The organism is Methylocystis sp. Se48, assembly GCF_056269425.1.
Genome location: NZ_CM149850.1, coordinates 2,399,131 through 2,425,718, shown reverse-complemented (window position 1 = coordinate 2,425,718; position 26,588 = coordinate 2,399,131). Strand labels below are relative to the sequence as shown.

The following is a 26,588-nucleotide window of genomic DNA, read 5'->3' as shown; positions in this document are numbered from 1 at the left end:
GACGCAATGCCGGCGCCCCGCATCTGGTGAGAACCCGTCCATGTTTTTGATCCGACCGCTTTTCGCCGCCGCATTGGTCGTCTGCGCGTCGCCGCTCGCGTGCGCGCGCGCCGAAACGACGCTGCCGCTCGCGACGCATCGCGCGGTTTATGATCTGACTCTCGCCAAGGCGACGGGCGCCAAGGCGCCAGCCCAGGCGCGCGGCCGCATCGCTTTCGACTTCGCGGCCTCCTGCGACGGATATGTGCAGAACTTCCGTCAGATAACGGAGTTGCAGCCGGCGGAGGGCGCAACGAAGCTCTCGGACATGCGTTCCGCCACATTCGAATCGCTCGACGCCGCCGATTATCGTTTCAAAGTCGAGACCAAGGTGAACAACGCTTCCGCCGAGGAAGTCGACGGGAAGGCGCAGAAAGGCAAGGATGCGCGCATCGGAATCGACCTGACGCGTCCCAAACGCGCGCGTCTCGATCTCGACGGGCCGGTTCTGTTTCCGACGGAGCATCTGCGTCGGATCGTCGCCGCCGCGAAGGCCGGCGAGCCGCTGCTGGAGGCGCGCGTCTACGACGGAACCGGCGAAGGCGACAAGGCGTTCGAGACGCTCACGGTGATCGGCAGGGCGACCGACGCGCCCGCGCCGGAGAAGCCCGCCCAGGCGGAAGCGTTGAAAGGCATGAAGCGCTGGCCGACGACGGTCTCCTATTTCGAGCCGGGAAAACGCGACGGCCAGCCCATCTACATTCTGTCCTTCGATCTTTATGAAAACGGCATATCGCGCGCGTTGAAGCTCGATTACGGCGATTTTGTTCTCAATGGCGACATGACGGAATTGACCGTTTCATCGCCTGCGCCGTGCAAGAAATGACTCGTTAATGTCGACCTGATTGTTCGGCGCGTCAGCCGTTAGTCAGGGGCAAACTTCGTGTAGCATCCTGCGCGTCCGACGGGCGATGGCGCCTGTCGCTTCAGGACGGGCGAGATGACGACGATCGCTTCTTATCTTTCGGTCGCCAACGACCTCGGCAGATGGCGCGCGATCACGGCGCGTGCGCCGGATGTCGCCGCAGAGACCCGATATTTCAACGATAATATTGGCAAGGCGACCTCCATCGACGCCCTGCTGAAGGATCGGCGCCTGTTCGCTTATGCCATGAAGGCCTTCGGACTCGGCGACAAAACCTATGCTGTTGGCCTCATGCGCAAGACGCTGGAGCAGGGCGTCGACAATCCCGAGGCGCTCGCCAACACGCTGCGCGATCCCAACATCCGCGCTTTTGCGAAAGCTTTCGACTATGCGGGGAAGGGCGCGGCGGTTCCCTCGGCGGCGCTCGCGGAAATGGTGACGGGCCGCTATGTCGAGCGGGCGATGCAGGCCGAGCAGGGCAAGCAAAATCCCGGCGTCGAACTCGCGCTGTATTTTCGCGAACGCGCGCCGGAACTTTCGAGCGTCTATGGGGTGCTGGCCGACAAGAAGCTGCTTCAAGTCGTGCAGACCGCCCTCGGCATATCGCCGAAGACCTCCGCCCAGCCGGTCGACACGCAGGCGCGTCTTCTGAAGGCGAAGCTGAATGTCGAGGACTTCAAGGATCCCGGGAAGCTCGCGGCGTTCATTGCGCGCTTCTCGGCGAATTACGACATGCAGAACCCTGCCGCCGTTCCGGCGTGGACGACGAACGCCAACGCCATTCTATACGGCGCCTCGCTCGCGGCCTCGGATGGACCTGCGAGCGTCGATTTCAGCCTGATCCTGCGGATGCAGAACGCCCGGCGCGGCCTTTGATCAGGCGGCTCAGAACGTCGCGGGCGCGTTCCGGCCACGCGCGCGGCCGCCACAGCATCACGCCGTGGATTTCGAGCGTCTGCGCCTCGAACGGCGCGACGGCGGGGGCGGCGATGATGGTCTGGTCCTCGGGCAGGCGCATCAGCTGTCGTTCGTCGTCCGGCATGGCGATTTCCACTTCGCCGTCGGCGTCGATCGCCCGCGTCGCGTAGTGAAGAAGCATGAGGTTTCTGACGGCCTCCTGCATCTGGGATCGCGAATTCTTTCGGAACATGCGCGCCTTTGCGCGGATGCTGTAAACGCCGCTCGAGTCGTTCGATTGCAGCATGAGTCCGACGAGGCGCCCGCGGCCGGGCCAAAGACTTCGTCCGCCGCGCGCGATTTCCAGAAATGGCCCCTCGAAGACTTTCGACGTCAGACGATGCAAACGGCAGGGTCCCCGCGTCGTGGCCTGCGTCGCGTCGATATAGTCGAAACGCGCCAGGCTCACGCCCGCGCCGCGCGGAACCGCCAGACCAGACTCGATCGCGGCGAGCACGGCGTCCGCAATGCGGCCGGAAGCTTCCGGGTTGAGATGGTTCTCGTCGACAAAATGCCCGGCCGTGAGTTCCTCCGCGATGATTTCCCGCAGCCACAGGCAAGGAAAGGCTCCGCGCTGCGCCGCCTCCGCATAGAGCGGATGCACGCGCGCGATCGCCTTTCGTGGTTTTGCTTCGCCCAGCGGCCGCGGCTCCAGACAGAGGAAGAGCAGGGCGATCCGCTCGCGCGCGCAAATGGCGGCGACGGCGTCGAGCGCGTCGATGATGAGCGGCCCGCCGAGAACGCCGGCGTCGACGAGGAGAATGTCGTTGAGGCAATATTCGAAGATGACGAGGTCCGGGCGCGGGCCGCCGTCGCGCGCGCGTTTGAGAAGCGCCATCACGCCATAGAGAGAGCCCACTGCGCCGAGAAAGCGGTTTTCGACCGTGTGCGTGGCGGCCTTTGCCGCAAATTGCGCGGCCCAACCATCCCGCATGCCGGCGTTCGAGCCTCCGAGGAGGAGAATGTTCATTCCGGCGCAGGCCTTCTCGCAATCGGGCGGGGCGTCTTCATCCGCATTTTATTGCTCGGCTCTTCCCGATCCGGCGTTGATCCCGAAATAGAAGCCGCTCCAGCCGTCTCGGCGCTGTTCTTGCGGCGTCGGGCGATCGGCCGGCTTGTCGATCAGCGCGCCGGACGGCGGCTTCCCGTGCGTCGGCGTCGCGACCCGCCTCGTTTCGCGGCCTGGCGCGGCGACCGCCTGCGCGACGAACGCGAACGTCAAGGTTGCGAACAGGAGCGGCTTGCGCGACATGAATTCCCCCGCGCGGGTGCGGCGACGGTTTCCTGCCATCGACCCGCCGCCGGCGCAAGGGGCGGGGACGCGCGGGCCTGGCCGGTTGCTCAAGCTCGTGCCAAGATCGTCCGGGACGTGTTGCGAGCGGAGGACAACGGTCGAGATGAGCGCGCTGATCAAGGACGCCAGAGGCGACTACCGGTTCTTCGACGAGTCGCGCTACCTCCATCTCAATCCCGACGTCGCGGAGCAAATCGCGGTGGGCGCCTATCCCTCGGCTCGGGCGCATTTTCTCGAAAAAGGCCAGCACGAAGGCCGTCCCGGCGCGCCCCTGCTCGACGAGGTTTTCGACGAGGCGTTCTACCTCTCGGAGAATCAGGACGTGGCCGAAGCGGTTCGGGCGGGGCAGTTCCCCTCGGCCCAGGTTCATTTCATCGAGTTCGGCCACAAGGAAGGCCGCAGCGGCGCGCCGGACATCGAGAATCCTCCGGAGCTTCGCTTTCCGGGTCCGTTGCCGCCGGCGAAGCTGCGCAAACGCGTTCACGGCGTGGCGCAGGCCTATAGTTTCGAGCGGGTCGGCAAGGCCGTTTGCGAAAATCTCGCTCAGGCGGCGAAGCCTTATTTTCCGAAGATGGCCGCGCGTCCGAAAGTCCTCGATTTCGGTTGCGGTTGTGCGCGCGTGCTCGCCTATTTCAAGGCGCTGCGCGACATGGACATGGTCGGAAGCGACATCGACGCCGAGGCGATCGCATGGTGTCGCGAAGCTTTTCCGGACTCGACCTTCCTCGTGAACGACGCCATGCCGCCGGTCGACCCTCCCGCGGATACGTTCGATCTCATCTATTCGATTTCGGTCATGACGCATTTGCCGGAAGACATGCAGACCGCGTGGCTGAAGGAGCTTGCGCGCATCGCCAAGCCTGGCGGTTTATTGCTGCTGACGACGCGCGACACGCACGATGTGCCGCTGAACTGGCGGCAGCGGCTCGCCTATCGTCTGAAGGGCTTCCTCTATTGTGGCGGCCGCCTGACCGAGGGATTGCCCGATTTCTACCGCAACGCCTTCCATTCCGAGGCGTACATCCGCAAGCACTGGGGCAGGTTTCTGGAGATCGTGGAGTTCCGTCCGCGCGGAATCAACAACGACCAGGACCTCGTAATCTGCCGCAAGCGCTCATGAAGACGCCGGCCGGCGGCGGAGCGGGAGAGGCGCTTGGCTATCGACGCGCAGAGGGGCGTAAAGCGGGGGGCGATGGCGGAGGGGGCGGGTCTGAGAGCAAACCGCCTCTATCGTGCGGGCGCTCCCGTGTAGAAACTGGCCCATAGCGCATCCTTCCAATCACTCGAACAGATCGCACCATCAAATCCTGGGATCAAACAGCTAGGGAGAAGCTCTACGAAGGTCCGCCGGAGCTGCGCCAAGCCTATGCCCGGCTCCTCATGGACGAGGTCACGGTCAGCGACGAGGAAATCCGCATCACGGGCTCAAAAACCGTGCTGGCGCGCGCAGCGACGCAGGAGGCGGACACGCCGCCGTCTGCGGTTCTCTCTTTTGTTCGGGAATGGCGCGCCCAAGGGGATTCGAACCCCTGTTTTCGCCGTGAAAGGGCGACGTCCTAGGCCTCTAGACGATGGGCGCGTGGCCGGCGCCGCCAAGCGGCGCGAGCGAGGGCTGTATAGAGGCGCGCGGCGAACAAGACAAGTCTCGACGTCGCGCGTTCCGACGATAGTTTGGGTTTGTCGGCCGCTAGGCCCGCGAGGTCGCCGGCCGGGAGACGGCGGCCGCCAGCGCGGCCGGCCTTCACAGGCCCCATTTCAGCGCTTCATAGGCGTAAAGGCCGAGGCGCGTCGCATAAATGCCGACCAGCGCGAAACCGAAGGCTTTCACCGTGATCCACAGATAGGCTTCCATGTCGGGGTGCATGACGCAAATGCCTTTCATCTCAGTTTGATTCGCCTCGGGTTCTCCTCCGTTTTCGCCTTTTGAAAGCTTCAAGCAATCGCCGTGCCGCCGTTCGTCCCCGACGGCCGCCAAATCCTTCTGGCGACGCGCGCCCGAGCCTGTTACTGGGCGTGCGGACATGCTCACCATCAACGACCTCACCTACCGGCTCGGCGACCGGCTGCTGTTCGACCATGCGGGCGTCTTTCTGCCGGGACGCGCGCGCGCGGGCTTCGTCGGCCGCAACGGCGCCGGCAAGACGACGCTTTTCCGCCTGATCGCCGGGGAAATCGCCGCCGAATCAGGCAATATCGCGCTGCCCGCGCGCACGCGGCTGGGGCGGGTGGAGCAGGAGGCCCCCGGCGGGCCGACGAAGCTCGTCGACTTCGTGCTCGCCGCCGACGTCGAACGCGTGGAACTTCTCGCCCGCGCCGAGACCGCGCATGACGCCCATGACATCGCCGAGATCCAGACGCGGCTCGCCGACATCGACGCCCATTCCGCCCCGGCGCGCGCCGCCGCCATTCTCCATGGACTCGGCTTCGACGCGGAGGCGCAGCAGCGGCCGCTCTCGGAGTTCTCCGGCGGCTGGCGGATGCGCGTCGCGCTCGCAGCGGTGCTGTTCTCGGCGCCGGACCTGTTGCTCCTCGACGAGCCGACGAACTATCTCGATCTCGAAGGCACGCTCTGGCTCGTCGATTATCTCGCGCGTTATCCGGCGAGCGTCATCGTCATCAGCCACGACCGTGACCTGCTCGACGCTGTGGCGACGCACATTCTCCACCTCGAGCGCGGCAAGCTGACGCTCTATAAGGGCGATTATTCCTCGTTTGAAAAGCAGCGCCGGGAGGCGCAGCTCCTCGCCGCCAAGGGCGCAAAGAAGCAGGAGGAACAGCGCAGGCGCCTGCAGGCCTTCGTCGACCGCTTCCGCGCCAAGGCGACCAAGGCGCGGCAGGCCCAGTCGCGGCTCAAAATGCTGGAGAGGATGGAGCCGGTGGCGGCGATCGTCGACGACAGCGTGCCGCCCATTCATCTGCCCTCGCCGGAGAAACCGCTCTCGCCGCCCATCATCGCGCTGGACAAGGTCTCCGTTGGCTATGGAGAGCGCGTGGTGCTTTCGCGCCTGACGCTTTCGATCTCGAACGACGACCGGATCGGCCTTCTGGGCGCCAACGGAAACGGCAAATCGACCTTTGCGAGGCTGCTCGGCGGGCGCCTCCCGCCCATGGCGGGCAAGATGGTGCGGGCCGCGAAGCTGGAGGCGGGGTTTTTCGCCCAGCATCAGATCGACGATCTGAACGAGCAGGACACACCCTATCTCGTCTTCTCGCGGCTCATGCCCGACGCCCCGGAGGCGCGGGTGCGGGCGAAGGCGGCGCAAGTCGGCTTCTCTGGTGCGCGGGCGGATACGAAGGTCGCGCATCTCTCGGGCGGCGAGAAGGCGCGGCTGCTCATGGGCGTCACCTCCTTCAACGCGCCGCATCTCCTCATTCTCGACGAGCCGACGAACCATCTCGACATAGACAGCCGCGCGGCGCTGATCGAGGCGATCATGGACTATGAGGGCGCCGTCGTACTCGTCTCGCATGACCGCTATCTGCTGGAGGCCTGCGCCGACCGGCTGTGGCTGGTGGGGGAGGGGACGGTGAAGCCCTTCGACGGCGACATGGACGAATACGCCAGGTTCGTCCTGTCAAAGACGAAGAACGTCGAGCCCAAGCGCGAGGCGCCGCTCGCGCCCGTGGCCGAGGCGGGGCCGAAGCGCCGGGACGCCGGCTTCTACCGCCGCAAGCTCGCGGAGGCCGAGGCGAAGGTCGAGAAATTCACCCAGCTTCTTGCGCGGGTGGACGAGGCGCTCGCCGCGCCGGACGCTTTCGCCCGCAATCCGCAGGAGGCGGCGAAGCTTGCGGCGCAGCGGGAGGAGCTAGCGAAGGCTTTGGCCACTGCCGAAGAGCAGTGGCTGGAGCTCGCGGCGGAGGCGGAAGGGGGCTGAGGCCGTCTCTCACCCCTCCAGATCGGCAAACTCCCGATGCCGCTTCAGATAAGCGACAACGAAGGAACATGTCGCCCGCACCTTCAGCTCTTGCGCCCGCGCCGAGAGCAGCGCCCCGCGGATCAGCTTCGACGCCGCGCCGCGCCCCTGTAGCTCGGACGGCGTCCGTGTGTGGGTGAAGGTCATCACGCCGTCGGCCAATTCATACTCCGCCACCGCAAGCGACCCGTCGATTTCGAGTTCGAAGCGGCTTTTCGCGGGGTTTTCCCGAACGTTGGGGCTATCGTCGGTCATTCTTTCCTCCGGTAGACGGGTCCGACATGGCGTCTCCGGGCGCGAAAGGGAAGGAGGTCCCTCCCGAAGCTTGCCTTTTCCGCCCGCGCGCGCTTCAACCGCCCGCAAGCCGCCGCTATGCTCTGCGTCCTCGAATCGAGAATGGATTCCCCATGCGCCTGTCCCGTTACTTCCTGCCCATTCTGCGCGAGACGCCCAAGGAGGCCGAGATCGTCTCCCACCGGCTGATGCTGAGGGCGGGCATGATCCGGCAGGAATCGGCTGGCATCTATGCCTGGCTGCCCTTGGGCCTGAAGGTTCTCAACAACATCACGCGCATCATCCGCGAGGAGCAGAACCGGGCGGGGGCCATCGAATGCCTCATGCCGGTGATCCAGTCGGCGGACCTGTGGCGCGAATCGGGCCGCTACGACGCCTATGGCAAGGAGATGCTGCGCATCCAGGACCGCCATGAGCGCGAAATGCTCTTCGGGCCGACCAATGAGGAAATGATCACGGAGATCTTCCGCGCCTATGTGCGCTCCTACAAGGATCTCCCGCTCAATCTCTACCATATCCAGTGGAAGTTCCGCGACGAGGTGCGCCCGCGCTTCGGCGTCATGCGCTCGCGCGAATTTCTCATGAAGGACGCTTATAGCTTCGATCTCACGGCCGAGGGCAGCCGCCACTCCTACAACAAAATGTTCACGGCTTACCTGCGCACCTTCGCGCGCATGGGGCTGACGGCGATTCCGATGGCGGCCGACACCGGCCCGATCGGCGGCAATCTTTCCCACGAATTCATCATTCTCGCGGAGACGGGCGAGAGCGAGGTCTATTGCCACAAGGACTTCCTCTCCTTCGAGGCGCCGCCGGCCGACGTGGATTTCGACGACGTCGCGGGTCTTCAGGGGATATTCGACAAATGGACGAGCCGCTACGCCGCGACGAGCGAGATGCATGACGCCGCCGCCTTCGCGGCGGTGCCGGACGACGCCAAGGTCGCCGCGCGCGGGATCGAGGTCGGCCATATTTTTTACTTCGGAACCAAATATTCGGAGCCCATGAAGGCCGTGGTGAACGGCCCCGACGGCAAGGAGGTCGTCGTGCAGATGGGTTCCTACGGCATCGGCCCCTCACGTCTCGTCGCCGCCATCATCGAGGCCGGCCATGACGAGGCGGGCGTCGTCTGGCCGGAGACGGTCGCGCCCTTCCACGTCGGCGTGGCGGATCTGAAGGTCGGCGACGCGGCGACCGGCAAGGTCTGCGGCGAACTTGTCCAGCAGCTCGAAAACGCCGGGCTTGAGGTTCTCCACGACGACCGTGACGAGCGGCCGGGCGCGAAATTCGCGACGCTCGACCTCATCGGACTGCCCTGGCAAATCTTGGTCGGTCCGAAGGGGCTCGCGGCGGGGCGTGTCGAGGTGAAGCGCCGCAGGACCGGCGAGCGCGAGCTTCTGTCGCCCGCGGACGCCGTCGCCCGCGTCGTCGATGCGGTGAAGCAGGCCGGCGCATGAGCGAAAGCGAAGCGGTTCCGTCGCCGGCGAAAGGGTTCAAGGCCTTTTCGCCCTTCGAATGGATGGTGGCGTTGCGCTATCTGCGCGCGCGCCGGGCTGACGGCTTTGTTTCCGTCATCGCCGGCTTTTCCTTTCTCGGCATCATGCTCGGCGTCGCCACGCTGATTGTCGTCACCTCGGTGATGAACGGGTTCCATCGGGAACTGATGGACAAGATCATGGGCATCAACGGCCACGCCTTTTTGCAGGCCGTCGAGACGCCATTCACGGACTGGGACGACGTCGCCAGCAAGACCGAGAAAGTGCAGGGCGCGAAGCTCGCCATCCCCATGGTGGAGGGGGCTGCGGGCATATCCACTCAATTCGGGCAGTCGGGCGTATTGGTGCGCGGCATCCGCGAGAAGGATCTCGTGCGCCTTCCTGGCATCGCGGGCAACGTCAAGAGCGGATCGCTGACCGGCTTCGACAAGGGCGAGGGGGTCGCCATCGGCCAGCGTCTCGCCGAAACGCTGGGCGTGTCGGTGGGCGACAAGGTGAGCCTGCTCATCGCCAAGGGCGCGCAGACGCCGTTCGGCGTCGCGCCGCGCATCAAGGCCTATGTGGTCACGGCCATCTTCTCGATCGGCATGTCGGAATTCGACAATGTGTTCGTTTATATGCCGCTCGCCGAGGCGCAGGCCTTCTTCAACAAGGAGAACGAGGCGACTGTCGTCGAGGCCTTCGTCGACGATCCCGAGGAGATGGACGCATTTCGCGCGCGGCTTGAGAAAGCGGTGACGCGGCCCATGATCGTCACGGACTGGCGGCAGCGCAACAAGACCTTCTTCGACACGCTTCAGGTCGAGAAGAACATTCTTTTCATCATTCTCACGCTCATTGTCGTCGTCGCGGCCTTCAACATCGTCTCGGGCCTCACCATGCTGGTCAAGGACAAGACGCAGGACATCGCGATCCTGCGCACGATTGGCGCGACCCGGGCCTCCGTGCTGCGGGTTTTTCTCATCATCGGCGCCTCCATCGGCGTAACGGGCACGATCGCGGGCTTTCTGCTGGGGCTGCTGATCGCCAAGAACCTCGACTCGATCCGCGTTTTCCTGAACTCGGCCTTCGACGCCAATCTGTTCCCCGCCGAATTCTATTTTCTCTCCCGACTGCCCGCGATCGTCGATGCGCGCGAAGTGACGATGATCGTCGTCATGACGCTCGTTCTCGCCGTTCTGGCGTCGATCTATCCCGCCTGGAAAGCCGCCTCGCTCGATCCGATCGACGCGCTCCGGCACGAGTGAACGCATGAGCGACGCCGTTCTCGAATTGCGCAACATCGCGCGCCACTATCGCGAGGGCGAGGCGCGTCTCGACATTCTCGTCGACATCAATCTGTCGATCTATCCGGGCGAAACGGTTGCGCTCGTCGCGCCGTCGGGGGCGGGGAAATCGACCCTGCTGCACATCGCCGGTCTGCTGGAACGGGCCGACGGGGGCGAGGTCTTGATCAATTCGGCGCCGACATCCGGGATGAGCGACGCGGAGAGGACGGGGCTGCGGCGCGCGACCATCGGTTTCATCTATCAGTTCCATCACCTGCTGCCGGAATTCTCCGCCCTGGAGAACATCGTTCTTCCGCAGATGATCAACGGGCTCGATCGCAAGGAAGCGGAGACGCGCGCTCAGCAATTGCTGGATTATCTGAGGCTTGGCGTCCGGGCGACGCATCGGCCGTCGGAACTGTCGGGGGGCGAGCAGCAGCGTGTCGCCATCGCGCGCGCGGTCGCCAATGCGCCGCATCTTCTTTTGGCGGACGAGCCGACCGGAAATCTCGACCCGCGCACCGCGGAACATGTGTTTGCGACGCTGATGACGCTCGCCCGTCACTCCGGGCTCGCGGCGGTCATCGCGACGCACAATCTCGATCTCGCGGAACAAATGGACCGTCGCGTAACGCTACGCGACGGCCGCATCGAAGAACTCGACTGACAGATGTGGCCGGTCAGGCCGACGTCTTCTTCTGCTTGTCGATGATGAAGTGCTTGTACCACAAGCCGAAAGCCACCGCGCCAGCAAGGCCCAGCACCAAGAAGGTGGTGATTTCCTTGCTCGCGGTCAGACCGACGGAGAAGGGGAAGCGGGCGATATATTCCTTGCTGCCGTCGTCGCTGCGCGCTTTCACGATGCCGATGTATTTGCCCTCGTTCACGAAATTGTGGTCGAAGGTCAGAGTGCCGGTCTTGTACTTCTTCGGCGGCGAATAATATTCCGTATTGGCTTCGAGATTCTCGTTGTCGTCCTTCTGGCCGACGTCGCGCAGCACGCGCATCTCGAGGTTCATGTCGCGCAGCTCGTCCTGCTGGGCGTCGAGGGTGATGATCGTTGGCCCGGCATCCGGAATGTCGTCGCAGAACTGCTCGCGCGACTTCAGCGGCTGATAGCCCGTGAAGCTCATCGTGTCCGGCCCGATTTTCATCAAGCACTGACCCTGATTGGAGCCGACGTCGCCGTGCGCGTGCGCCTGCGCCACCAAACCCATCGTCGCCATACTCACGGCGACGAGAAAGCGCTTCATCATCCTGTTTCTCCCTTTGTCAGTGCCTTGCCGCTTCTTTGCCGAGCGGTTGCCCCGTTTTGTCGGCGCGCCGCCAAGGCCGCACCCTCCGCCATGAATGCGCGCCCCGCCGGGATTCCAGGGAAATCTCTCCGGAACCTTGGCGTCGCTCCCGTCCTGCAAGGAGACGGAAGCGCAAATAACAGCTTGTAATTAGCATATATCAATTCAAGAGCGGCTGTCCCGCGACCTTAGGCCACACGCGGCGGCTTTCGGGATGCGCGGGCGCCTGGCGGAGAAGATGTCTCGCCCGGGGTTTTCAAAATTAACCAAATTTCCCCTTTGCCGGGACCGATGCGCAATTATTTTAGCGTTTCTGACGGCTTTGGATTAAGGTTTTTTTAACCAATGGCGTCAGCCAAGTCCCATCCCCAGAGGCCACCATGGGTTATCTTTCCGCCAAGGAATTGAAGGAGCTTACGGAACTGGTCCTGCCGCACGAGGGCCCGCGCGAGTTCTGGCTCGAAACGCTCGACGCGCTGGTGCTGCGCAAAACGACGCCGGGCTTCGATCGCGCCAGCGTCGAGAAGATTTCCGCCCTGCTCGGCGCCATTGAGGCCGGACGGTTTCCCGATCTGAAGTATCTGGTGTTCGACTTCGCACACGGCGGTGCGGACTCGACCCGCCCTGCGGAGGGTTACGACAAGATGATCGCCGCCAACGCCGATCTGATTGTCGATACGCCCGTCATCACTTTCGCTTGGGCGCGCTCGCTGATCAACGGGCTGGATTTCGATTTCGCGATGAACTGCTCCGCGATCGTCGCTGAGAAAGACGCGCGCTTCTCCTTCGCGGGCGATCCGGACGATCTTTTCGGCCTTTACGCCGCCATCGGCCGGCGTATCGGATTCGGCAGGGCGGAACGGCTCATCGAGAGCGACGCGACGCTCACCGCGGAGGAGGCGCGAGACCTGCTGATCGTCAAGGAGGTCGTCGAGCCACAGCCCGAACTACAAGGGGTATCGGCCTTTCTGACGCAGTTCGGACGCCGCTACAATTCGTCGCATGCGATTTTCCGGGCGCAACGAATCGCGGAGCCGCCGATCGACCGTCGTCCCATCGTTTTCGGCGCCTGAGCCGCCGGCGGCGACTTACGCCGCGCTTTCGAGGCGCGGCGCATCCGCCCAGCTTTCCAGCAGCGGCGCGAGTTCCTCGACCGGCCGCGGCTTGCTGTAAAGATAGCCCTGGATCAGGAAGATGCCCTTGCTCGCCATGAAAGCGAGCTGGGCGTGCGTCTCCACGCCTTCGGCGACGAGGTCGAGGTCCAGGTCGCGCGCGAGCACCGAAATGGCTCCGATGATCGCCTGCGTCTTCGGAGAGTCGATCGCCTGGCGCGCGAAGGCCTGGTCGATCTTGACCTTCTTCACCGGGAACCGGTTGAGATAGCCGAGGCTGCTGTATCCTGTGCCGAAATCGTCCAGAGAAAGACGCACGCCGAGCGCGGCGATTCCGTTCATCTTGGACGCTACGTCGTCGTTGTTGGAAATCAGCGCGGTTTCGGTGATTTCGAGTTCGAGCCGCTCTGAGGGGAGGCCGGTGATGCGCAACGCCTCGGCGACGGTGTCGATCAAATCCGGCTGCCCGAACTGGAGCGGCGCCAGATTGACGGCTACCCGCACGTGCGAAGGCCAGGCTACGGCGTCCTGACAGGCCCGACGCAGCACCCATCCGCCAATGTCGAGGATCAGGCCGGTTTCCTCCGCGACCGGAATGAATTCCCCGGGCGAAATCATGCCGCGTTCGGGATGGCGCCAGCGCACGAGCGCCTCCATCGCGACGACGACGCCGCGCCGCGAATCGACGATCGGCTGGTAGAAGACGACGAGTTGATCCTTGGCCAGCGCCTCCCGCAACTCGTCCTCGATCTGACGCTTCTTGAAGAGAGCTTCCTGCATCTTCGGCGTGTACCAGACCGCCGTGCCGCGCGCCCCGGCCTTGGCTTCATAGAGGGCGAGATCGCTGCATTTGAGCAGCCCGATCGGACTCTGCGCATCGCCGGGCGCGACGGCGACGCCGATGCTGGCGCCGATGGTGATCCGATGGCCTTCGATGAGGAAGGGCCGGCTCATTTCGGCGAGAATTCGGCTGGTCATCGCCTCGATCTGCGGCGCGTCCCGGGACGCGCGGATGAGGACGCAGAACTCGTCGCCGCCCAGGCGCGCGACGAGATCCGGCGTCGGCGCGCAGGCGCTCAGCCGCGCGCCGACATGGGCCAGAAGCTGGTCGCCGATGACATGGCCGAGCGTGTCGTTGACTTCCTTGAAGCGGTCGAGGTCGATGTTGAGCAACGCCGCCGTCATGTCTTCCTGCTGCAGCCGGGCGAGATCTTCGCCAAGCGTGTCCTGGAATTGATAGCGGTTGGGCAGGCCGGTCAGTTCGTCGTAATGGGCGATGCGCTCGATTTCCCGCAGCGCGCGCTGCTTAGCGGTCACGTCCTCGATGACCGTGATGAAGGTGCCGCCGTCCGCGCGCTCGCAATGGAAGTCGAAATAGCGGTCGCCGATCCGGTGCATGAACACATTGGCGTGCGGCATGGCGGCGTGGCGCATCCATCTTTCCGCGAACATGGCGATTTCGCTGGCGGACATGTCCTCGCTGCGGCCGATCGCCTGCGCCAGCGCCTCGAGGCGGATCGGCGTCGCCGCCGCGACGATGCCGAAAAACTCCACGATTCTCCGGTTCATCACCGTAATCGTGAGGCTCGAGTCGCCCATACACAGCCCGTGGGTCATGGAGTTGAGCGCGATGCTGAATTTCTGCCGTTGCCGCATGGCGTCGATGCCGTTGCGCAGGGCCGACTCGAGATGGCCGTGGAGAAATTTCGTCGTCTTGAAGACGGAGACGGCGCCGAAGATCAGAAAGGCCGAGAGCCCCCAGTACCAGACGGAAAACTGGAACAGCACCGTGATCGCCAGCGGCATGCAGGTGCCCATCACCTGCCAGAACACGATGTTGGGGCGCGCCGCGTTGCGGCTGGCGAGATTGCCGGTGACGCCCGTCATGATGATCACGCCATAGTAGCCGATCATCTCATTGTGGTGCTGGCTGAACAGGATGGCGGCGCTGAAACCAAGAGCGGCCATGAAGGAAATCGCTCCGACGGCGTAGCGATGCTCCCACTTGGCGGCGTCGCGCCGGCGTTCCGCGATCGGCGCGCGCCGGTGGGCCAGCAATATTTCGATGCGATAGGCGCCGATGCCCGCCATCAGCGTGACGAGCGCGAGATAGGTGACCTCGCCCGTCGAGAGCCAGGCCACGAAGGGCGCGAGGAGGCCCGCGAGAATGCCGGTGACGAGCGTATGAGTCGTGTCGAAAAGCGTCTCGACGAGGTCGGCGTAAATTTCCGCTTCGGTGGACGCTTTGAGATTCGTCGCGGGTCTCATTCGGTTTCGCTCGCTTCCCCTGCTGCCCGTCAGGAAGAACTGGATTCAAGAGCAGGCTTCGCCGCCGCCAGCTTTTGAGACGCCGCGGCGAGGCGGCGCTGCGCGCGCACCAGCCGCTCCATATGCCGCAAATCCCTTTCCTCGATCCGGGCGGAGCATTCCGCCCAGAGCTCGGTGATTCGGATGAGTTCGTCATGGGTGATCGGATGGCTGCGCCGGCGCGCTTCCGCGATGGCCCGGCGCCGCCGCCAGCGCTTGTCGCCGTCTTCCCGCATCCATTCCACCGCCGCGGCGCGCGCCGAACCGGACGGCGCCAACGAGTCGACGACTTCGAGTTCGAACATTTCGCGGCCGGTATAGGTCCGGCCGCCCATCACGATCTGCTGGGTCAGGGCGGGGCCGACGCGGCGCGTCAGCATCGTCACCGCGCCCATGCCGGGGAAAGTGTTGAAGGCCACCTCCGGAAGGCCGAAGACAGCGTCCTCTTCCGCGATGATGAAATCGAAGGCGAGCGCGGCTTCCAGAGCGCCGCCCAGGCATTGCCCGTGAGCCGCGCACAACGTCACGATCGGAAGGTCGAGACTTTGCGAATAGCTGTAGACCAGATCGACGCAGGCGTGCGCGTAGGTCAGCAGGGTCGACAAATCCTGCCGCCGGATCGCGCCGGCGAATGTCTCGAGATCGCCGCCGAGCGAGAAAACGCCGGGCCTGTTCGCCGCCATGACGAGGTAGCGGAACGGATAACGCGCAGTCGCTCCGGACGCGTAGAGGGCGCGCAGCGAGTCGCGAAGCTGGAGGAGCTCCACGAGCATCTCGAGCGTGTAGCACTGCGGCGCGTCGGCGCGGTAAGTCATCCAGATCGACCGGGTCTCCGCCTGATAGTCGATGTCCAGCGTCTGGAATCGCCAGTTGGGAAACTCGTCGGGGTTCTTGGGGCCGTGAAAGACGATTTGCGTCATCGCGGATGTCCCTTCGCGAGGCGAGGTCGGCGACGGCGATTCGCCCCCGTCGCGGCCGAAAGGCCGGCTGCGGCTCGCGTCGGGGGGCGGCAGCGGCTCGAAAAGGCTGAACGCATCTAGCCATCCGTGAGAGCGAACTCTGTTGCACGCCGCCGGCTCCCGGCAGCTTTGCAACCTCTGATTGAGATATTAACTCAATGCCGAGTATCCGCTGTAAATCTGAAAAAAAAGGAAAAATCTCCAAGTTGTTTCAAACAGATGTCTAACCCCTTTGAATTCAGTCGATTGTGGCGGGAGCGTCAGTCTACTTGCATCCAGGTCGCGAGACCGCCGGCTTCATGTTCCAGAATGTCGTCGTGGATGGCCCATTTACCCGAGTTTTCAGCAACGAAGGCGACATGCTTGGTCTTGCCCGCCGGCACGATCACGGCGTTGCGCCAATAGGGCTCCCAGCCGTCGTCGAGATCGTGGAGCAGGCGCATCGCGTGTCCGTGGACGTGCATCGCCAGCGCAACTTGCGATTTGTTGACATAGCCGAGCGTAACGGCCGCGCCTCGGCTCACGCGGAGAAGTGGCGGGCCTTCGTAACCCTTGCCGGGGGCGCCGTTGATCATCCAGGCGGGTTCCGCGCCGGCCGGAGCCGGTTCGATGACGAGATCGACCTTCCGGGCGTTGGCGAGTTTGATTTCCGGGGGCAGCGCCGGGTTCTGCGGAAGCGAATAAATCAGCCCGCGCTTTTCCGCCCTGGCGCCTTTCGCAGTCGCGACGAACAGGTCGCTGCCGCCGCCGTTTGGTCCGCGCAGGATCACCCGCGCCTTCGCGCCTTCGGTCGCCGGCATGTCGAAGATCAGTTCGAAGCGCGCGCCCGGCGCGACGGGAATGCTCCGCCGCACCGGTTCGAAGGCCTCGCAGGGCTGGCTGTCGATTGCGACGACGAAAGGCTGCACGCCGTCGAAGGACAGGATCATGATCCGCGCATTGGCGAGATTGGCGAGGCGGAGTCTGACGCGGGCGTTGGCGGGAAACTCCTGCGTGGCCGGCGCCGCCTTGCCGTTGACGGCGAGAAGGGAGCCGACCCGCCCTTGGCCGCGCGCCTCGGCAGCGCCGTCGAACCCGCCTTCGGGCCGGCCCTGGTCGTCGAGGCGCCAGTCGTCGAGAACGAGCAGCAGATCGTGGTCGGCGGGCAGGGGGTCGGGCTCGTCGACGAGAAGGAGCCCCTTTAGGCCGCGCCCCATGAGCTCCGGCGTCTTTCCGTAAACGCTCGGGCGGTAGCAGAAGAGCCCCGGATCCGGCAGCCTGCGCCGGTAGTCGAAGCTTCCGCCCGGCGCGACCGCCGCCTGCGTCAGCGGCGCGACGCCCTCCATCGCATTCTCCCCGCGCAGGCCATGCCAATGGATCGTGGCGGGAAGGTCCAGCCTGTTGACCAGCCGGACGTCCAAATCCTGACCCTGCCTGTAACGCAGAACCGGCCCGGGAGTCGTCCCGTCGAAGCCGAGAATATCCGTTTCCGCATTGCCGATCTTCGCCTTGCCGGGCCGAGCCTCGATGATTTTCGAGCCCGCGGGCGCGGCGCCGCGCGCCGGCAGCGAGACGAGGCTCGCGGCGACGCCGGCGAGGAAATCGCGGCGAGAAGAGAGGAGCATGGGCGTTCGTCCTGTTGCGGCGGAGCGGCGGGAATCCCCTATGGCGCCGAGAGGGTCCGCCGGCAACCGCCGAAGAGCTCGGCAGGCGGGATCGTCGCTGAAACGTCGGCCGCCGGCTGCGCGTATTTTTTTCGAGCATCCCTCGCGGGCCATGCTATAGAGCGTCGCCCGCGCCAGCGGGTTTTAGGTTTCGCGGCGGGTCCAGAAGGGGCCGCTCTCGCGGGCGTGGCGGAACTGGTAGACGCGCCGGATTTAGGTTCCGGTGACGAAAGTCGTGGGGGTTCGACTCCCTCCGCCCGCACCAGATGCCGCAGTTTCGCGGAAATTATCGGATGAACCGCCCGTGCGCGCGCCGGCGGCGACGAAGTTATAGAAGGCGATCGACATGCAAGTGACGCAAACCTCCTCGCAGGGTTTGAAGCAGGAATTCAAGGTCGTGCTGCCGGCGGCCGACCTTGCCGCCAAGCTCGGGGCGCAGCTCGCCGAGGTGCAGGCCAAGGCGCAGATCAAGGGCTTCCGCCCCGGCAAGGCGCCGATCGGCCATCTCAAGAAGGTCTATGGCAAGAGCATCATGAGCGACGTCCTGCAGGAGGCCGTCAACGAGGCGAACCGCAAGATCGTCGAGGATCACCAACTGCGAATCGCCGTCGAACCGAAACTCGACTTCCCCGGCGGGCAGGAAGAGGTCGAGCGCGCGCTCGCGGCGGAGGGCGACTTCTCCTTCGTCGTGACCTTCGAGACGTTGCCGAAATTCGAGATCGGCTCCTTCGACGACATCGCGATCGATCGCCCGGTCGCCGAGGTGAGCGAGGACGACATCGAGAAGGCGCTGAAGTCGCTCGCTGATCGCGTTCAAGAATTCGAGCCGCGCGACGAGGGCGCGAAGGCGGAGAAGGGCGACAAGGTCACGCTCGACTTCACCGGCAAGCTCGAGGGCGTTCCCTTCGAGGGCGGCACAGGCGGCGACATCGATCTGGTGCTCGGCTCCGGCATGTTCATTCCCGGCTTCGAGGAGCAGCTCGAAGGCGCCGCAGCCGGCGACCAGCGCCTTGTCAAGGTCAAGTTCCCCGAGGATTATTCGGCCAAGCACCTCGCCGGCAAGGACGTCGAGTTCGACGTGACGGTGAAGGCCGTCGCCGCGCCGAAGCCCCTCGAAATCGGCGAGGAGCTCGCCACGAAATACGGCTTCGAGAATTTCGAGGCGATGAGGAACGCGGTAAAGGGCAATCTCGAGGCGGACTTCCACAAGGCCTCTCGCGACAAGCTGAAGCGCGCGCTGCTCGACGCGCTCGACAGCCGCTATTCCTTCGAACTGCCCGAGACGCTCGTTGAGCAGGAATTCAACAACATCTGGGGTCAGCACGAGACCGAGAGCCGCCGCACGGGCGAGCCGCTCGCGGAGGAGGGCAAGACCGAGGACGAGACGAAGGCGGAGTTCCGCAAGATCGCCGAGCGCCGCGTGCGACTTGGCCTTGTTCTGGCGGAAATCGGCCAGGGCGCGGGCGTGAAGGTCGAGGACAAGGATCTGACCGAAGCGCTCGTCGAGCGCGCCCGCATGTTCCCGGGTCGGGAGAAGCAGGTCTGGGATTTCTACCGCAACAACGAGCAGGCGCTCGCTCAGCTGCGCGCCCCGATCTATGAAGAGCGCGTCGTCGATCACATCTCGAAGCTGATCAAGATCACCGACAAGACCGTGACGCGCGAGGAACTCTTCAAGGAGGAAGACGAAGCGTAAGCTTCGTTTGCGTCCCGGCGCGCGCCGGCATATGACGGAACGACGATTTCTCCGGCGGAGGGCGGCCTCCGCTGGCAAGGCCATGCGAGACGGCCTTGGAGCGCCTTCCCCACGGTGGGCGCTCTAGTTCAGGAAGGCGATGCGATGCGTGATCCGATCGAGGTCTACAACCAGTATCTCATTCCGCAGGTGATCGAGAACACCGCGCGCGGCGAGCGTGGGTTCGACATCTATTCACGCCTGCTCCGCGAACGAATCATCTTCCTGACCGGGCCCGTGGAAGATCACATGGCCTCTGTGATCATCGCGCAGCTTCTGTTCCTTGAATCGGAAAATCCGAAGAAGGAGATCTCACTCTACATCAACTCGCCGGGCGGCGTGGTGACGTCGGGACTCGCGATCTACGATACGATGCAGTTCATCAAGCCCAAGGTCTCGACGCTCTGCGTCGGCCAGGCGGCGTCGATGGGGTCGCTTCTGCTTTGCGCCGGCGAGGCCGGCCTGCGCTTCGCCCTGCCCAACGCCCGCGTCATGCTGCATCAGCCTTCTGGCGGCTTCCAGGGCCAGGCGTCGGACATTCAGCGTCACGCCGAGGACATCCTGCGGATCAAGAAGCGGCTGAACGACATTTACGTTCGCCACACCGGCAAGGATTACGACACGGTCGAGCGCACGCTCGACCGCGATCACTTCATGTCGGCCGAGGAGGCCAAGGCGTTCGGCATCGTCGACAGCGTGCAGGAGAAGCGCGCCGAGGACGAGACGGAAACCAAGAACTGACAGAATTCAGAGGGAGCCGGCGCCGGCAGCGCTCTCGCCAGAAGAACCGTCGCGCCGTCCGGGGAAGCAAGGGCAATCGGGGCTCGCATGTTTCGCAAGATTTTGATCGCCAACCGTGGCGAAATCGCCTGCCGTATCATCAAGACGGCGAAGAAGATGGGGATCGCCACGGTCGCCGTCTATTCGGACGCCGACGCCGACGCGCTCCATGTCGAAATGGCCGACGAGGCCATCCATCTCGGCCCGCCGCCCGCGGCGCAGTCCTACCTGCTCATCGACAAGATCATCGCCGCCTGTAAGCAGACGGGCGCCGAGGCCGTGCACCCGGGCTACGGTTTTCTCTCGGAGCGCGCCGCCTTCGCGAATGCGCTCAAGGAAAACAATATCGTTTTCATCGGGCCGAACCCGCGCGCCATCGAGGCGATGGGCGACAAGATCGAGTCGAAGAAATTCGCCTCCGCCGCCAAGGTGAGCGTCGTGCCGGGATATCTCGGCGTGATCGAATCGCCCGAAGAGGCGGTGAAGATCGCCAAGGACATCGGCTATCCGGTGATGCTGAAGGCCTCCGCCGGCGGCGGCGGCAAGGGCATGCGCATCGCCTTCAACGACGCCGAAGTCATCGAAGGGTTCACTCGCGCGAAGTCCGAGGCCGCGTCGTCCTTCGGCGACGATCGCGTCTTCGTCGAGAAATTCATCCAGAACCCGCGCCATATCGAAATTCAGGTGCTCGGCGACAAGCACGGCAACGTCATTCACCTCAACGAACGCGAATGTTCGATTCAGCGCCGTAACCAGAAGGTGATCGAGGAAGCGCCGTCGCCGCTGCTCGACGAAGCGACCCGCGCCGAGATGGGCGCGCAGGCCGTCGCCCTCGCCAAGGCCGTGAATTACGACTCGGCCGGCACGGTGGAGTTCGTCGCGGGCCAGGACAAGAGCTTCTACTTCCTCGAGATGAACACGCGCCTGCAGGTGGAGCATCCGGTCACGGAGCTCATCACAGGCATCGACCTCGTCGAGCAGATGATCCGCGTCGCCGCCGGCGAGCCGCTGCAACTCGTGCAGGAACAGGTCAAGATCAACGGCTGGGCGGTCGAGAGCCGCATTTACGCCGAAGACCCGACCCGCAACTTCCTGCCCTCGATCGGCCGTCTCGTCCGCTATCGGCCGCCGGAGGAGAAAAAGGAAAACGGCGTCACCGTGCGTAACGACACGGGCGTCGCCGAAGGCCGCGAGATTTCGATTCACTATGATCCGATGATCGCCAAGCTGGTCACCCATGCGCCGGATCGTCTGCGCGCCATTCAGGCGCAGGCCGACGCGCTCGACCGCTTCGTCATCGACGGCATCCGCCACAACATTCCCTTCCTGTCGACGCTGATGCAGATGGAGCGCTGGCGTTCAGGCAAGCTCTCCACCGGCTTCATCGCCGAGGAGTTTCCTGAAGGCTTTGTTGCGCCGGAGCCCAAGGGCGATCTCGCCCTGACGCTCGCCGCCGTCGCGACGCTGATGGATCACATCGGCAACGCTCGCAAACGCCAAATCAGCGGACAGCTCTCCAACGGCCGCCCGGTCGAATTCGCACGCGACCGCGTCTGCATGCTGGGAGAAACGCGCTACGACGTCGCGATCGAGGAGCAGGGCGAGGCGCTGGTCGTGCGCTTCGCAGAGGGCGACAAGCGCGCCCATCGCGTTTCCTCGCACTGGCGTCCGGGCCAGCCGGTGTTCAAGGGCGACGTGGACGGCCGCGCCGTCTATGTGCAGGTTCGTGCGATTCTCAACGGCTACGAGCTCGCTCATCAGGGCGTGTGCGTGCAGGCGCGCGTCTATACGCAGCGCGAGGCCGAACTTGTCGCCTTCATGCCGAAGAAGAAGGACGCCGGCGCCTCCAAATATCTCCTCTGCCCGATGCCTGGTCTCGTGAAGACCGTCGACGTCAGGGAGGGTCAGGAGGTGAAGTCGGGCGAGCCGCTGTGCATGGTGGAAGCGATGAAGATGGAGAATGTGCTGCGCGCCGAACGCGACGTGACCATCAAGAAAATCGTCGCGAAGCCGGGCGACAGTCTGGCGGTCGACGCGGTCATCATGGAATTCGCTTGAGGCGCGCCTGATCGATGAAAAAAACGCGGCTTTTCGAAGCCGCGTTTTTTATGTCTTCCTCCTAGAGTGACACCCGCCGCCTTGCAGGACGCCGGCCGCTGGACAACGGGCTATTGCATCGCCGCCGCGCAGGCGCCTTCGGCGCCATCCGGTTCGTCGACGATATTCGCCTTCACGATCTGGTCGGCGCGCGCCTTCGCTTCCGCGAGATCCTTGTCGAAGACCTCGGTCGCATATTCGTTCGAGGAGGTTTTTACGATCGAGTCGTTCATCGGCTTGGTCTCGGGCGCACTGACATTAATCGAAGTGATGGTCGAGAGGCCGGGGCGCAGCGGCGTCTTCTTCAGCTCATCCGTGTCGATGGCGATACGTACCGGCACGCGCTGAACGATACGAATGAAGTTGCCGGTGGCGTTGTCCGGCGGCAGGGTTGCGAAGACGCTGCCGGAGCCCGGGACCAGGCCCTCGACCGTGCCGTGAAAGGTGATTTTGGATCCGTAGAGATCGACCCTGATGATCGCCGGCTGGCCCGGACGAATCTGGTCCATGCGGTTTTCCCACATGTTCGCCTCGACCCAGAGGTGGTCGAGCGGCACAATATTCATGATCTGGTCGCCGGGCCGGACGCGCTGGCCGACCTGCACGCGGCGCTTCGCGACATATCCCGTCGCCGGCGCGCGAATATTCTGGCGCAGATATTCGACGTAGGCGTCATTGAAACGGGCGCGCGCCACCTCTATGTCCGGATGGTTGGTCCGCGACACGCCGCCGACGCGCGCCTCGATCGCCTGAAATTCGGCTTTTGCTTCGCGCAAGTCTGCCTCCTGCGCGTTCAGTGTGTCCTCGGTGTTTTGAAGCAGCTGACGCGACGCTGCGCCGCTCGGCGCCGCCTGGCGGTAGCGAGCGAGATCGTGCCGCGTCCGGTCGCGAGTCGCCGTGCGCGAGGTGACTTTTTGGCAGACCTGCCGGCGGTTGGCGAAAAGCGCGCCGACAGCGCGCACCGCGCGTCCGAGTTCCGCCTCCGCCACGCCGAGAGCGGCGCGGGCGCGCTGCGCGTCGAGGCGGATGAGCACATCGCCCTTGTTCACCATCTGGGTTTCTTCGGCGAGCACCTGCGCGACGACGCCCGTGGCGTCAGACTGCACGGGAATGATGTTGCCGGTGACGAAGGCGTTATCCGTGGTCACCCAGTCACGGTCGTAGGTGAGCCAGCGGAACAGCGCCGCCAACACGCCGATGCCGACGCCAAAGAGAACGACTCGGAGCAGGAAGGTGCGTCTAGCTCGAATGCTTTTTCGTGAGAGCATCGCGGACTCGGTTGGTTTTCGGTGTCTCTGCTTGATTTGCGGACAAGATCAGCCGCCGCCGAGCGCCTGAACCGTCTCGACGACAGGCGTGATGGGGTCGGTCTCCGGCGCGGGCTTCGGCTCCGCGGCGTGGCCATGATCGTCATAGCCGCCGCCCAGCGCCTGATAGAGATCGACAGCCGCGACGAGGCGCTCGCCTTCGAGCCCGCGCTGCGTATAAACGGCGTCGAGCATGTCGGCGTATTCCTGAACGACTTCGCGCCGATCGCGCAGGCCGTCTCGCAATCTCACGCGCGCGAGTTGCAGTTCCCCCTGCCGGGCCTTCACGAAGCGCGTTTGCGCGTCATATTCGGCGCGCGTGCGCTTCAAGGTCGCGAGCGCGTCGGCCACCTGCTGGGCGGCTGCGAGCAGCGTTTCGTTGTAGGTGTCAACCGCCTGATCGAATTCTGAGCGCTGAACCTCGAGGTTTCCGGAGAGCTTGCCGCCCTGGAAGATCGGCAGATGCAGGCCCGGCGTGACGCTGTAGACCATCGCGCCTGGATTGAAGAGATAGGTTCCGAGCTTGGTAAAGTTCGTCGACGTGACGGAAGCTTCGACGCCTGCTGAAACGGAGAGGTCGATCGATGGCAGGAAGAGCGCCTTCGCCGCATGAATACGGTCCGCCCAAGCCTCGGCGCGCCGAAGCGCCGCAGTGAGATCGGGGCGGTGCGCGAGCAGCTCGATCGGCAGATGCTTCGGGACCGCAGGTTGAACCGGCGCGACGCTCTTCTTTTTCGCGAAGAGGTCGCGCGCCGCATCGGGGCCTTCGCCCATCAGACGGGCCAGCGCGTTTTCCTGAATGGAGATCGCCGCGCGCAGCGACGCCTCGCGGCGCACCGCCGTCTCCTCGTTCGTGCGCGCGATTTGAACGCCATCGAGCGTGTCGATGCCCGTTTCGTAACGCTTCTCGGCGAGCATCCGCACTTCACGGCGCAGTTTCGTCAGTTCAGTCGCCAGGGCGAGCTGCTGGCTGAGAATGTAGCCGCGCAAATAGGCGCGCGCGACGCCCGTCGTCAGCAGCAGGCGCGTTTGCTCGAGTTCGCCTTCCTGCGCCAGCGCGTCGCCGATCGAGGCGTCGAGCAGGGCGCGGTTCTTGCCCCAGAAGTCCAACTCCCATTTGGCGGAAATGGGATTGAGGAAGCTCGCGGATTTGTTGAGCCCCGCTTGCTTGGGATTTAGGCTGGCGGCGACGCCGTTCTCGGCGTAGCGATACTGCTTGTAGGCGAGGTCAGCCTCGACGAAGGGCGTAAGCCTCGAACCGGCGATGTCGACGACGGCCTCCGCCTCCTTCAGCGTGTCGGCGGCCTTTCTGAGGTTCTGATTGTCCGCAAGCGCCTTCTCGACGATCCGGTCGAGTTCGGCGCTGCGGAAGGCGCGCCACCACTGCTGGCTCGGCCACGCGCGCGCGCTCACGCTGCCCACGCCGGAGGCGGCGATCGTCCGGCTCATCGCCGGCGGCTGCATGAATTGGGCGCGATCCTCCTGAGTGGTCGGCATGCAGCCCGCGAAGGCGAACGTCAGCGGCGCGGCGCCGACGGCGAGCGCGCGCCGCGACGGACATAGCCAATTCAGATAAGGACTAATCGGGCTCATCAATGTTTCGCCACCGCTGTCTTGCCCTCAAGTTTTGGCGTCGTATGCGAAGCGTAACCGGCCGGATCTTTCTTCAGGCGCGCGAACCAGACCAGTATCGCGAGGAGGAAGCATACGACGGCTCCGAGGAGGAAGGCGTCGTTCATCGCGAGTAGCCCGGCCTGCTGCCGCATGAGACGCGCGATCTGGCGGCGGGCAATCGATTCGGACATGCCGAGCGACTGCAGCTTTTCCGACAGTGCGGCGATCGTGTCCAGCGACGCGAAGCGTCGTCCCCCGAGATATTCGGAAAGATTCAACTGATGCCAGGGCGTACGGCGGAAATAGATGACGGTCTGTAGCGAAATGCCGAAAGCGCCGCCAACCAGACGCCAGAGGAGAAACTCTTCGGCCGCGCGCTTGTACGTCGTTCCCGACAATCCGTACGTCGCCAGCGTAGAGGACGGCGCCGAGAGGGCGGCGACGCAGAAACCGAGAAAAATGATTGGAACGACGAGCGCGTCGAAAGAAGCGGTTTTGTCGAAGATGCCGAGCCATGTCAGCACGGCCGACGAGCAGAAGAACATGATGCTGATGACGAGCCGCACGTCGATTTTCTTCGAGATTTCGTACATGAAGCCTGCGAGCGGCAGTCCGGCGATCATCATCACCAGAAAAACATGACCGGCGAGCGACGATGAGTAACCGAGGAGCAACTGCAATTGCACGGAAAGCAGCGACATCAGCCCTTGGATCGTGAGAAAGCCCATGAAGCCGCACAGGACGCCGATCGCATAACTTGAGCGCAAAAAGAGGCGCATGTCGATGATCGGGTGGCGTTCGCCCCATTCCCAGATGATGAAGGCGGGCACGGCGGCAATGAGAACCAGTTCTTCGATCATCAGGAGCGGCGAGTTCAGCCAGTCAAAGTCGTTGCCCATGTTGAGGATCATCTGCATGCCGAGCAGGATCACGGCCAGCAGAAAAAAGCCTACTGCGTCGAAACGCACGATCTTGCGCTTGTAGCTGCGGCCGTAGAGCAGGGCGCCGACCACCGCCGCAATCACGAAACCGACGACGGCGTTTGTGTAGAAGAGCCACCGCCAGGAAAAGTATTCGGCCCAGAAACCGCCGAGAAACACCGCGAGCGTGTAAGGCAGAATGCCGAGCGCGCTCCAGTAGCCGAGGCCGAGTTTATATTGCTTTTCGGGCAGTTCGCCGAGCGCGGCCGACTGGCTGACCACCGCGAGAAAGCCGCCGAACACGCCGAAGACGAAGCGGGACGGCGCATACATATAGACCGTGGGACTCGACACGGCGACGAGCGAGGCGATCGCATAACAGACGTAACCGAGCACGAGGACGCGATATTCGCCATACCTCCCGGAAAAAATCCGAGAGAGCGGGACGCCGAGCGCGACGCCGATCAGGTAGAACGTCGTTCCCCAATAGGCGAAACTCGGCGTCACGCCTTGCAGCGAGCCGGCGGAGTAGGGCGTGAGAATGGAATGGCCAGAGACGTTAGACAGCACGTCGACGTAGCCGAGCCCTAGCGCGCCGAGGAGCAACAGCAGCCTGCCGCCGGTCAGTCTGTCGAATTCCACCATCATCGGGGCGAGACGTCCCTTCCGCTTCGGGGTTGGCTGAAATGAGC

At 64.2% G+C, this 26,588-nt stretch carries 22 protein-coding genes and 2 tRNA genes; 12 read left to right on the top strand and 12 right to left on the bottom strand.

Translation table 11 applies throughout. The features are described from left to right. Positions 1–40 precede the first annotated feature (40 nt). Together ACV959_RS11960 and ACV959_RS11955 are read left to right on the top strand one after the other, a co-directional pair. Positions 41–865, top strand: coding sequence for a cell envelope integrity EipB family protein (locus ACV959_RS11960; protein ID WP_475736816.1), 825 nt, complete (start codon positions 41–43; stop codon positions 863–865). Positions 866–979: 114 nt separating this feature from the next. After that, the gene (locus ACV959_RS11955) at positions 980–1,780 is read left to right on the top strand and encodes a DUF1217 domain-containing protein (RefSeq protein ID WP_475736815.1); all 801 of its coding nucleotides are present in this window, start codon (positions 980–982) and stop codon (positions 1,778–1,780) included. On the opposite strand, the gene ACV959_RS11950 is transcribed toward ACV959_RS11955, so the two are convergent. Then, complete coding sequence (locus tag ACV959_RS11950) at positions 1,737–2,831, bottom strand: SGNH/GDSL hydrolase family protein (RefSeq protein WP_475736814.1); 1,095 nt, start codon at positions 2,829–2,831, stop codon at positions 1,737–1,739. The two genes, ACV959_RS11955 and ACV959_RS11950, sit on opposite strands and share 44 nt — an antisense overlap. A gap of 48 nt (positions 2,832–2,879) precedes the next feature. Next, positions 2,880–3,113 carry a hypothetical protein gene (locus ACV959_RS11945; RefSeq protein WP_475736813.1) on the bottom strand — a complete coding sequence of 78 codons (234 nt, stop codon included), beginning with the start codon at positions 3,111–3,113 and terminating at the stop codon, positions 2,880–2,882. A gap of 145 nt (positions 3,114–3,258) precedes the next feature. Here ACV959_RS11945 and ACV959_RS11940 point away from each other — a divergent pair, with 145 nt between their 5' ends. Beyond that, a complete protein-coding gene (locus tag ACV959_RS11940; protein ID WP_475736812.1) occupies positions 3,259–4,275 on the top strand; it encodes a class I SAM-dependent methyltransferase in 1,017 nt (338 codons plus the stop codon). A 383-nt stretch (positions 4,276–4,658) separates the two neighbouring features. On the opposite strand, the gene ACV959_RS11935 is transcribed toward ACV959_RS11940, so the two are convergent. Then, positions 4,659–4,734, bottom strand: a tRNA-Glu gene (locus tag ACV959_RS11935). 162 nt (positions 4,735–4,896) lie between these two features. After that, positions 4,897–5,019: a hypothetical protein gene (locus ACV959_RS11930; protein ID WP_475736811.1), complete on the bottom strand. Its 123-nt coding sequence runs from the start codon at positions 5,017–5,019 to the stop codon at positions 4,897–4,899. A 157-nt stretch (positions 5,020–5,176) separates the two neighbouring features. Between ACV959_RS11930 and ACV959_RS11925 the strand changes: the two genes are divergently transcribed. Then, complete coding sequence (locus ACV959_RS11925; protein ID WP_475736810.1) at positions 5,177–7,030, top strand: ABC-F family ATP-binding cassette domain-containing protein; 1,854 nt, start codon at positions 5,177–5,179, stop codon at positions 7,028–7,030. 9 nt (positions 7,031–7,039) lie between these two features. Here ACV959_RS11925 and ACV959_RS11920 read toward each other — a convergent pair whose 3' ends face one another. After that, positions 7,040–7,324 (bottom strand): GNAT family N-acetyltransferase, encoded by a 285-nt coding sequence (locus ACV959_RS11920; RefSeq protein ID WP_475736809.1) that lies wholly within the window; start codon positions 7,322–7,324, stop codon positions 7,040–7,042. Positions 7,325–7,476: 152 nt separating this feature from the next. On the opposite strand from ACV959_RS11920, the gene proS reads away from it, so the two are divergent. From proS to ACV959_RS11905, 3 genes are read left to right on the top strand one after another with little or no spacing between them, the layout of a single operon-like run. Beyond that, on the top strand, positions 7,477–8,820 hold the full coding sequence (gene proS, locus ACV959_RS11915) for a proline--tRNA ligase (RefSeq protein WP_475736808.1): 1,344 nt from the start codon (positions 7,477–7,479) through the stop codon (positions 8,818–8,820). Further along, positions 8,817–10,106 carry a lipoprotein-releasing ABC transporter permease subunit gene (locus ACV959_RS11910; protein WP_475736807.1) on the top strand — a complete coding sequence of 430 codons (1,290 nt, stop codon included), beginning with the start codon at positions 8,817–8,819 and terminating at the stop codon, positions 10,104–10,106. The genes proS and ACV959_RS11910 overlap by 4 nt, the downstream gene beginning before the upstream one ends. Before the next feature lie 4 nt (positions 10,107–10,110). Further along, positions 10,111–10,794, top strand: a complete 684-nt coding sequence (locus ACV959_RS11905) for an ABC transporter ATP-binding protein (protein ID WP_475736806.1) — start codon at positions 10,111–10,113, stop codon at positions 10,792–10,794. Between the two features lie 13 nt (positions 10,795–10,807). Here the strand turns inward: ACV959_RS11905 and ACV959_RS11900 are convergent, their stop codons facing one another. After that, positions 10,808–11,383, bottom strand: a complete 576-nt coding sequence (locus tag ACV959_RS11900) for a hypothetical protein (protein ID WP_475736805.1) — start codon at positions 11,381–11,383, stop codon at positions 10,808–10,810. A gap of 419 nt (positions 11,384–11,802) precedes the next feature. Here ACV959_RS11900 and ACV959_RS11895 point away from each other — a divergent pair, with 419 nt between their 5' ends. After that, the gene (locus ACV959_RS11895; RefSeq protein WP_475736804.1) at positions 11,803–12,495 is read left to right on the top strand and encodes a Clp protease/crotonase-like domain-containing protein; all 693 of its coding nucleotides are present in this window, start codon (positions 11,803–11,805) and stop codon (positions 12,493–12,495) included. A 15-nt stretch (positions 12,496–12,510) separates the two neighbouring features. On the opposite strand, the gene ACV959_RS11890 is transcribed toward ACV959_RS11895, so the two are convergent. The 3 genes from ACV959_RS11890 to ACV959_RS11880 all read right to left on the bottom strand — a co-directional run bounded on the left by ACV959_RS11890 (position 12,511) and on the right by ACV959_RS11880 (position 17,404). Beyond that, positions 12,511–14,802 carry a putative bifunctional diguanylate cyclase/phosphodiesterase gene (locus ACV959_RS11890; RefSeq protein ID WP_475736803.1) on the bottom strand — a complete coding sequence of 764 codons (2,292 nt, stop codon included), beginning with the start codon at positions 14,800–14,802 and terminating at the stop codon, positions 12,511–12,513. Between the two features lie 29 nt (positions 14,803–14,831). Beyond that, on the bottom strand, positions 14,832–15,761 hold the full coding sequence (locus ACV959_RS11885) for a crotonase/enoyl-CoA hydratase family protein (RefSeq protein WP_475736802.1): 930 nt from the start codon (positions 15,759–15,761) through the stop codon (positions 14,832–14,834). 299 nt (positions 15,762–16,060) lie between these two features. Continuing rightward, on the bottom strand, positions 16,061–17,404 hold the full coding sequence (locus ACV959_RS11880) for a multicopper oxidase family protein (RefSeq protein ID WP_475736801.1): 1,344 nt from the start codon (positions 17,402–17,404) through the stop codon (positions 16,061–16,063). A gap of 219 nt (positions 17,405–17,623) precedes the next feature. Between ACV959_RS11880 and ACV959_RS11875 the strand changes: the two genes are divergently transcribed. The 4 genes from ACV959_RS11875 (at position 17,624) to ACV959_RS11860 (ending at position 22,016) form a co-directional block, all read left to right on the top strand. Continuing rightward, positions 17,624–17,708 (top strand) — tRNA-Leu (locus ACV959_RS11875). 81 nt (positions 17,709–17,789) lie between these two features. After that, entirely contained in the window at positions 17,790–19,139 is a 1,350-nt protein-coding gene (gene tig / locus ACV959_RS11870; RefSeq protein ID WP_475736800.1) for a trigger factor, read from the top strand. A gap of 144 nt (positions 19,140–19,283) precedes the next feature. Continuing rightward, complete coding sequence (locus tag ACV959_RS11865; RefSeq protein WP_475736799.1) at positions 19,284–19,919, top strand: ATP-dependent Clp protease proteolytic subunit; 636 nt, start codon at positions 19,284–19,286, stop codon at positions 19,917–19,919. Positions 19,920–20,006: 87 nt separating this feature from the next. Continuing rightward, a complete protein-coding gene (locus tag ACV959_RS11860) occupies positions 20,007–22,016 on the top strand; it encodes an acetyl-CoA carboxylase biotin carboxylase subunit (protein WP_475736798.1) in 2,010 nt (669 codons plus the stop codon). 110 nt (positions 22,017–22,126) lie between these two features. Here the strand turns inward: ACV959_RS11860 and ACV959_RS11855 are convergent, their stop codons facing one another. Genes ACV959_RS11855 through ACV959_RS11845 form a run of 3 tightly spaced genes read right to left on the bottom strand, consistent with a single transcriptional unit; the run spans position 22,127 to position 26,544 of the window. Next, a complete protein-coding gene (locus ACV959_RS11855) occupies positions 22,127–23,323 on the bottom strand; it encodes an HlyD family secretion protein (RefSeq protein WP_475736797.1) in 1,197 nt (398 codons plus the stop codon). Positions 23,324–23,371: 48 nt separating this feature from the next. After that, the gene (locus tag ACV959_RS11850; RefSeq protein ID WP_475736796.1) at positions 23,372–24,955 is read right to left on the bottom strand and encodes an efflux transporter outer membrane subunit; all 1,584 of its coding nucleotides are present in this window, start codon (positions 24,953–24,955) and stop codon (positions 23,372–23,374) included. Beyond that, positions 24,955–26,544 carry an MFS transporter gene (locus ACV959_RS11845; RefSeq protein ID WP_475736795.1) on the bottom strand — a complete coding sequence of 530 codons (1,590 nt, stop codon included), beginning with the start codon at positions 26,542–26,544 and terminating at the stop codon, positions 24,955–24,957. Before ACV959_RS11845 ends, ACV959_RS11850 begins: the two co-directional genes overlap by 1 nt. Positions 26,545–26,588: the final 44 nt, after the last annotated feature.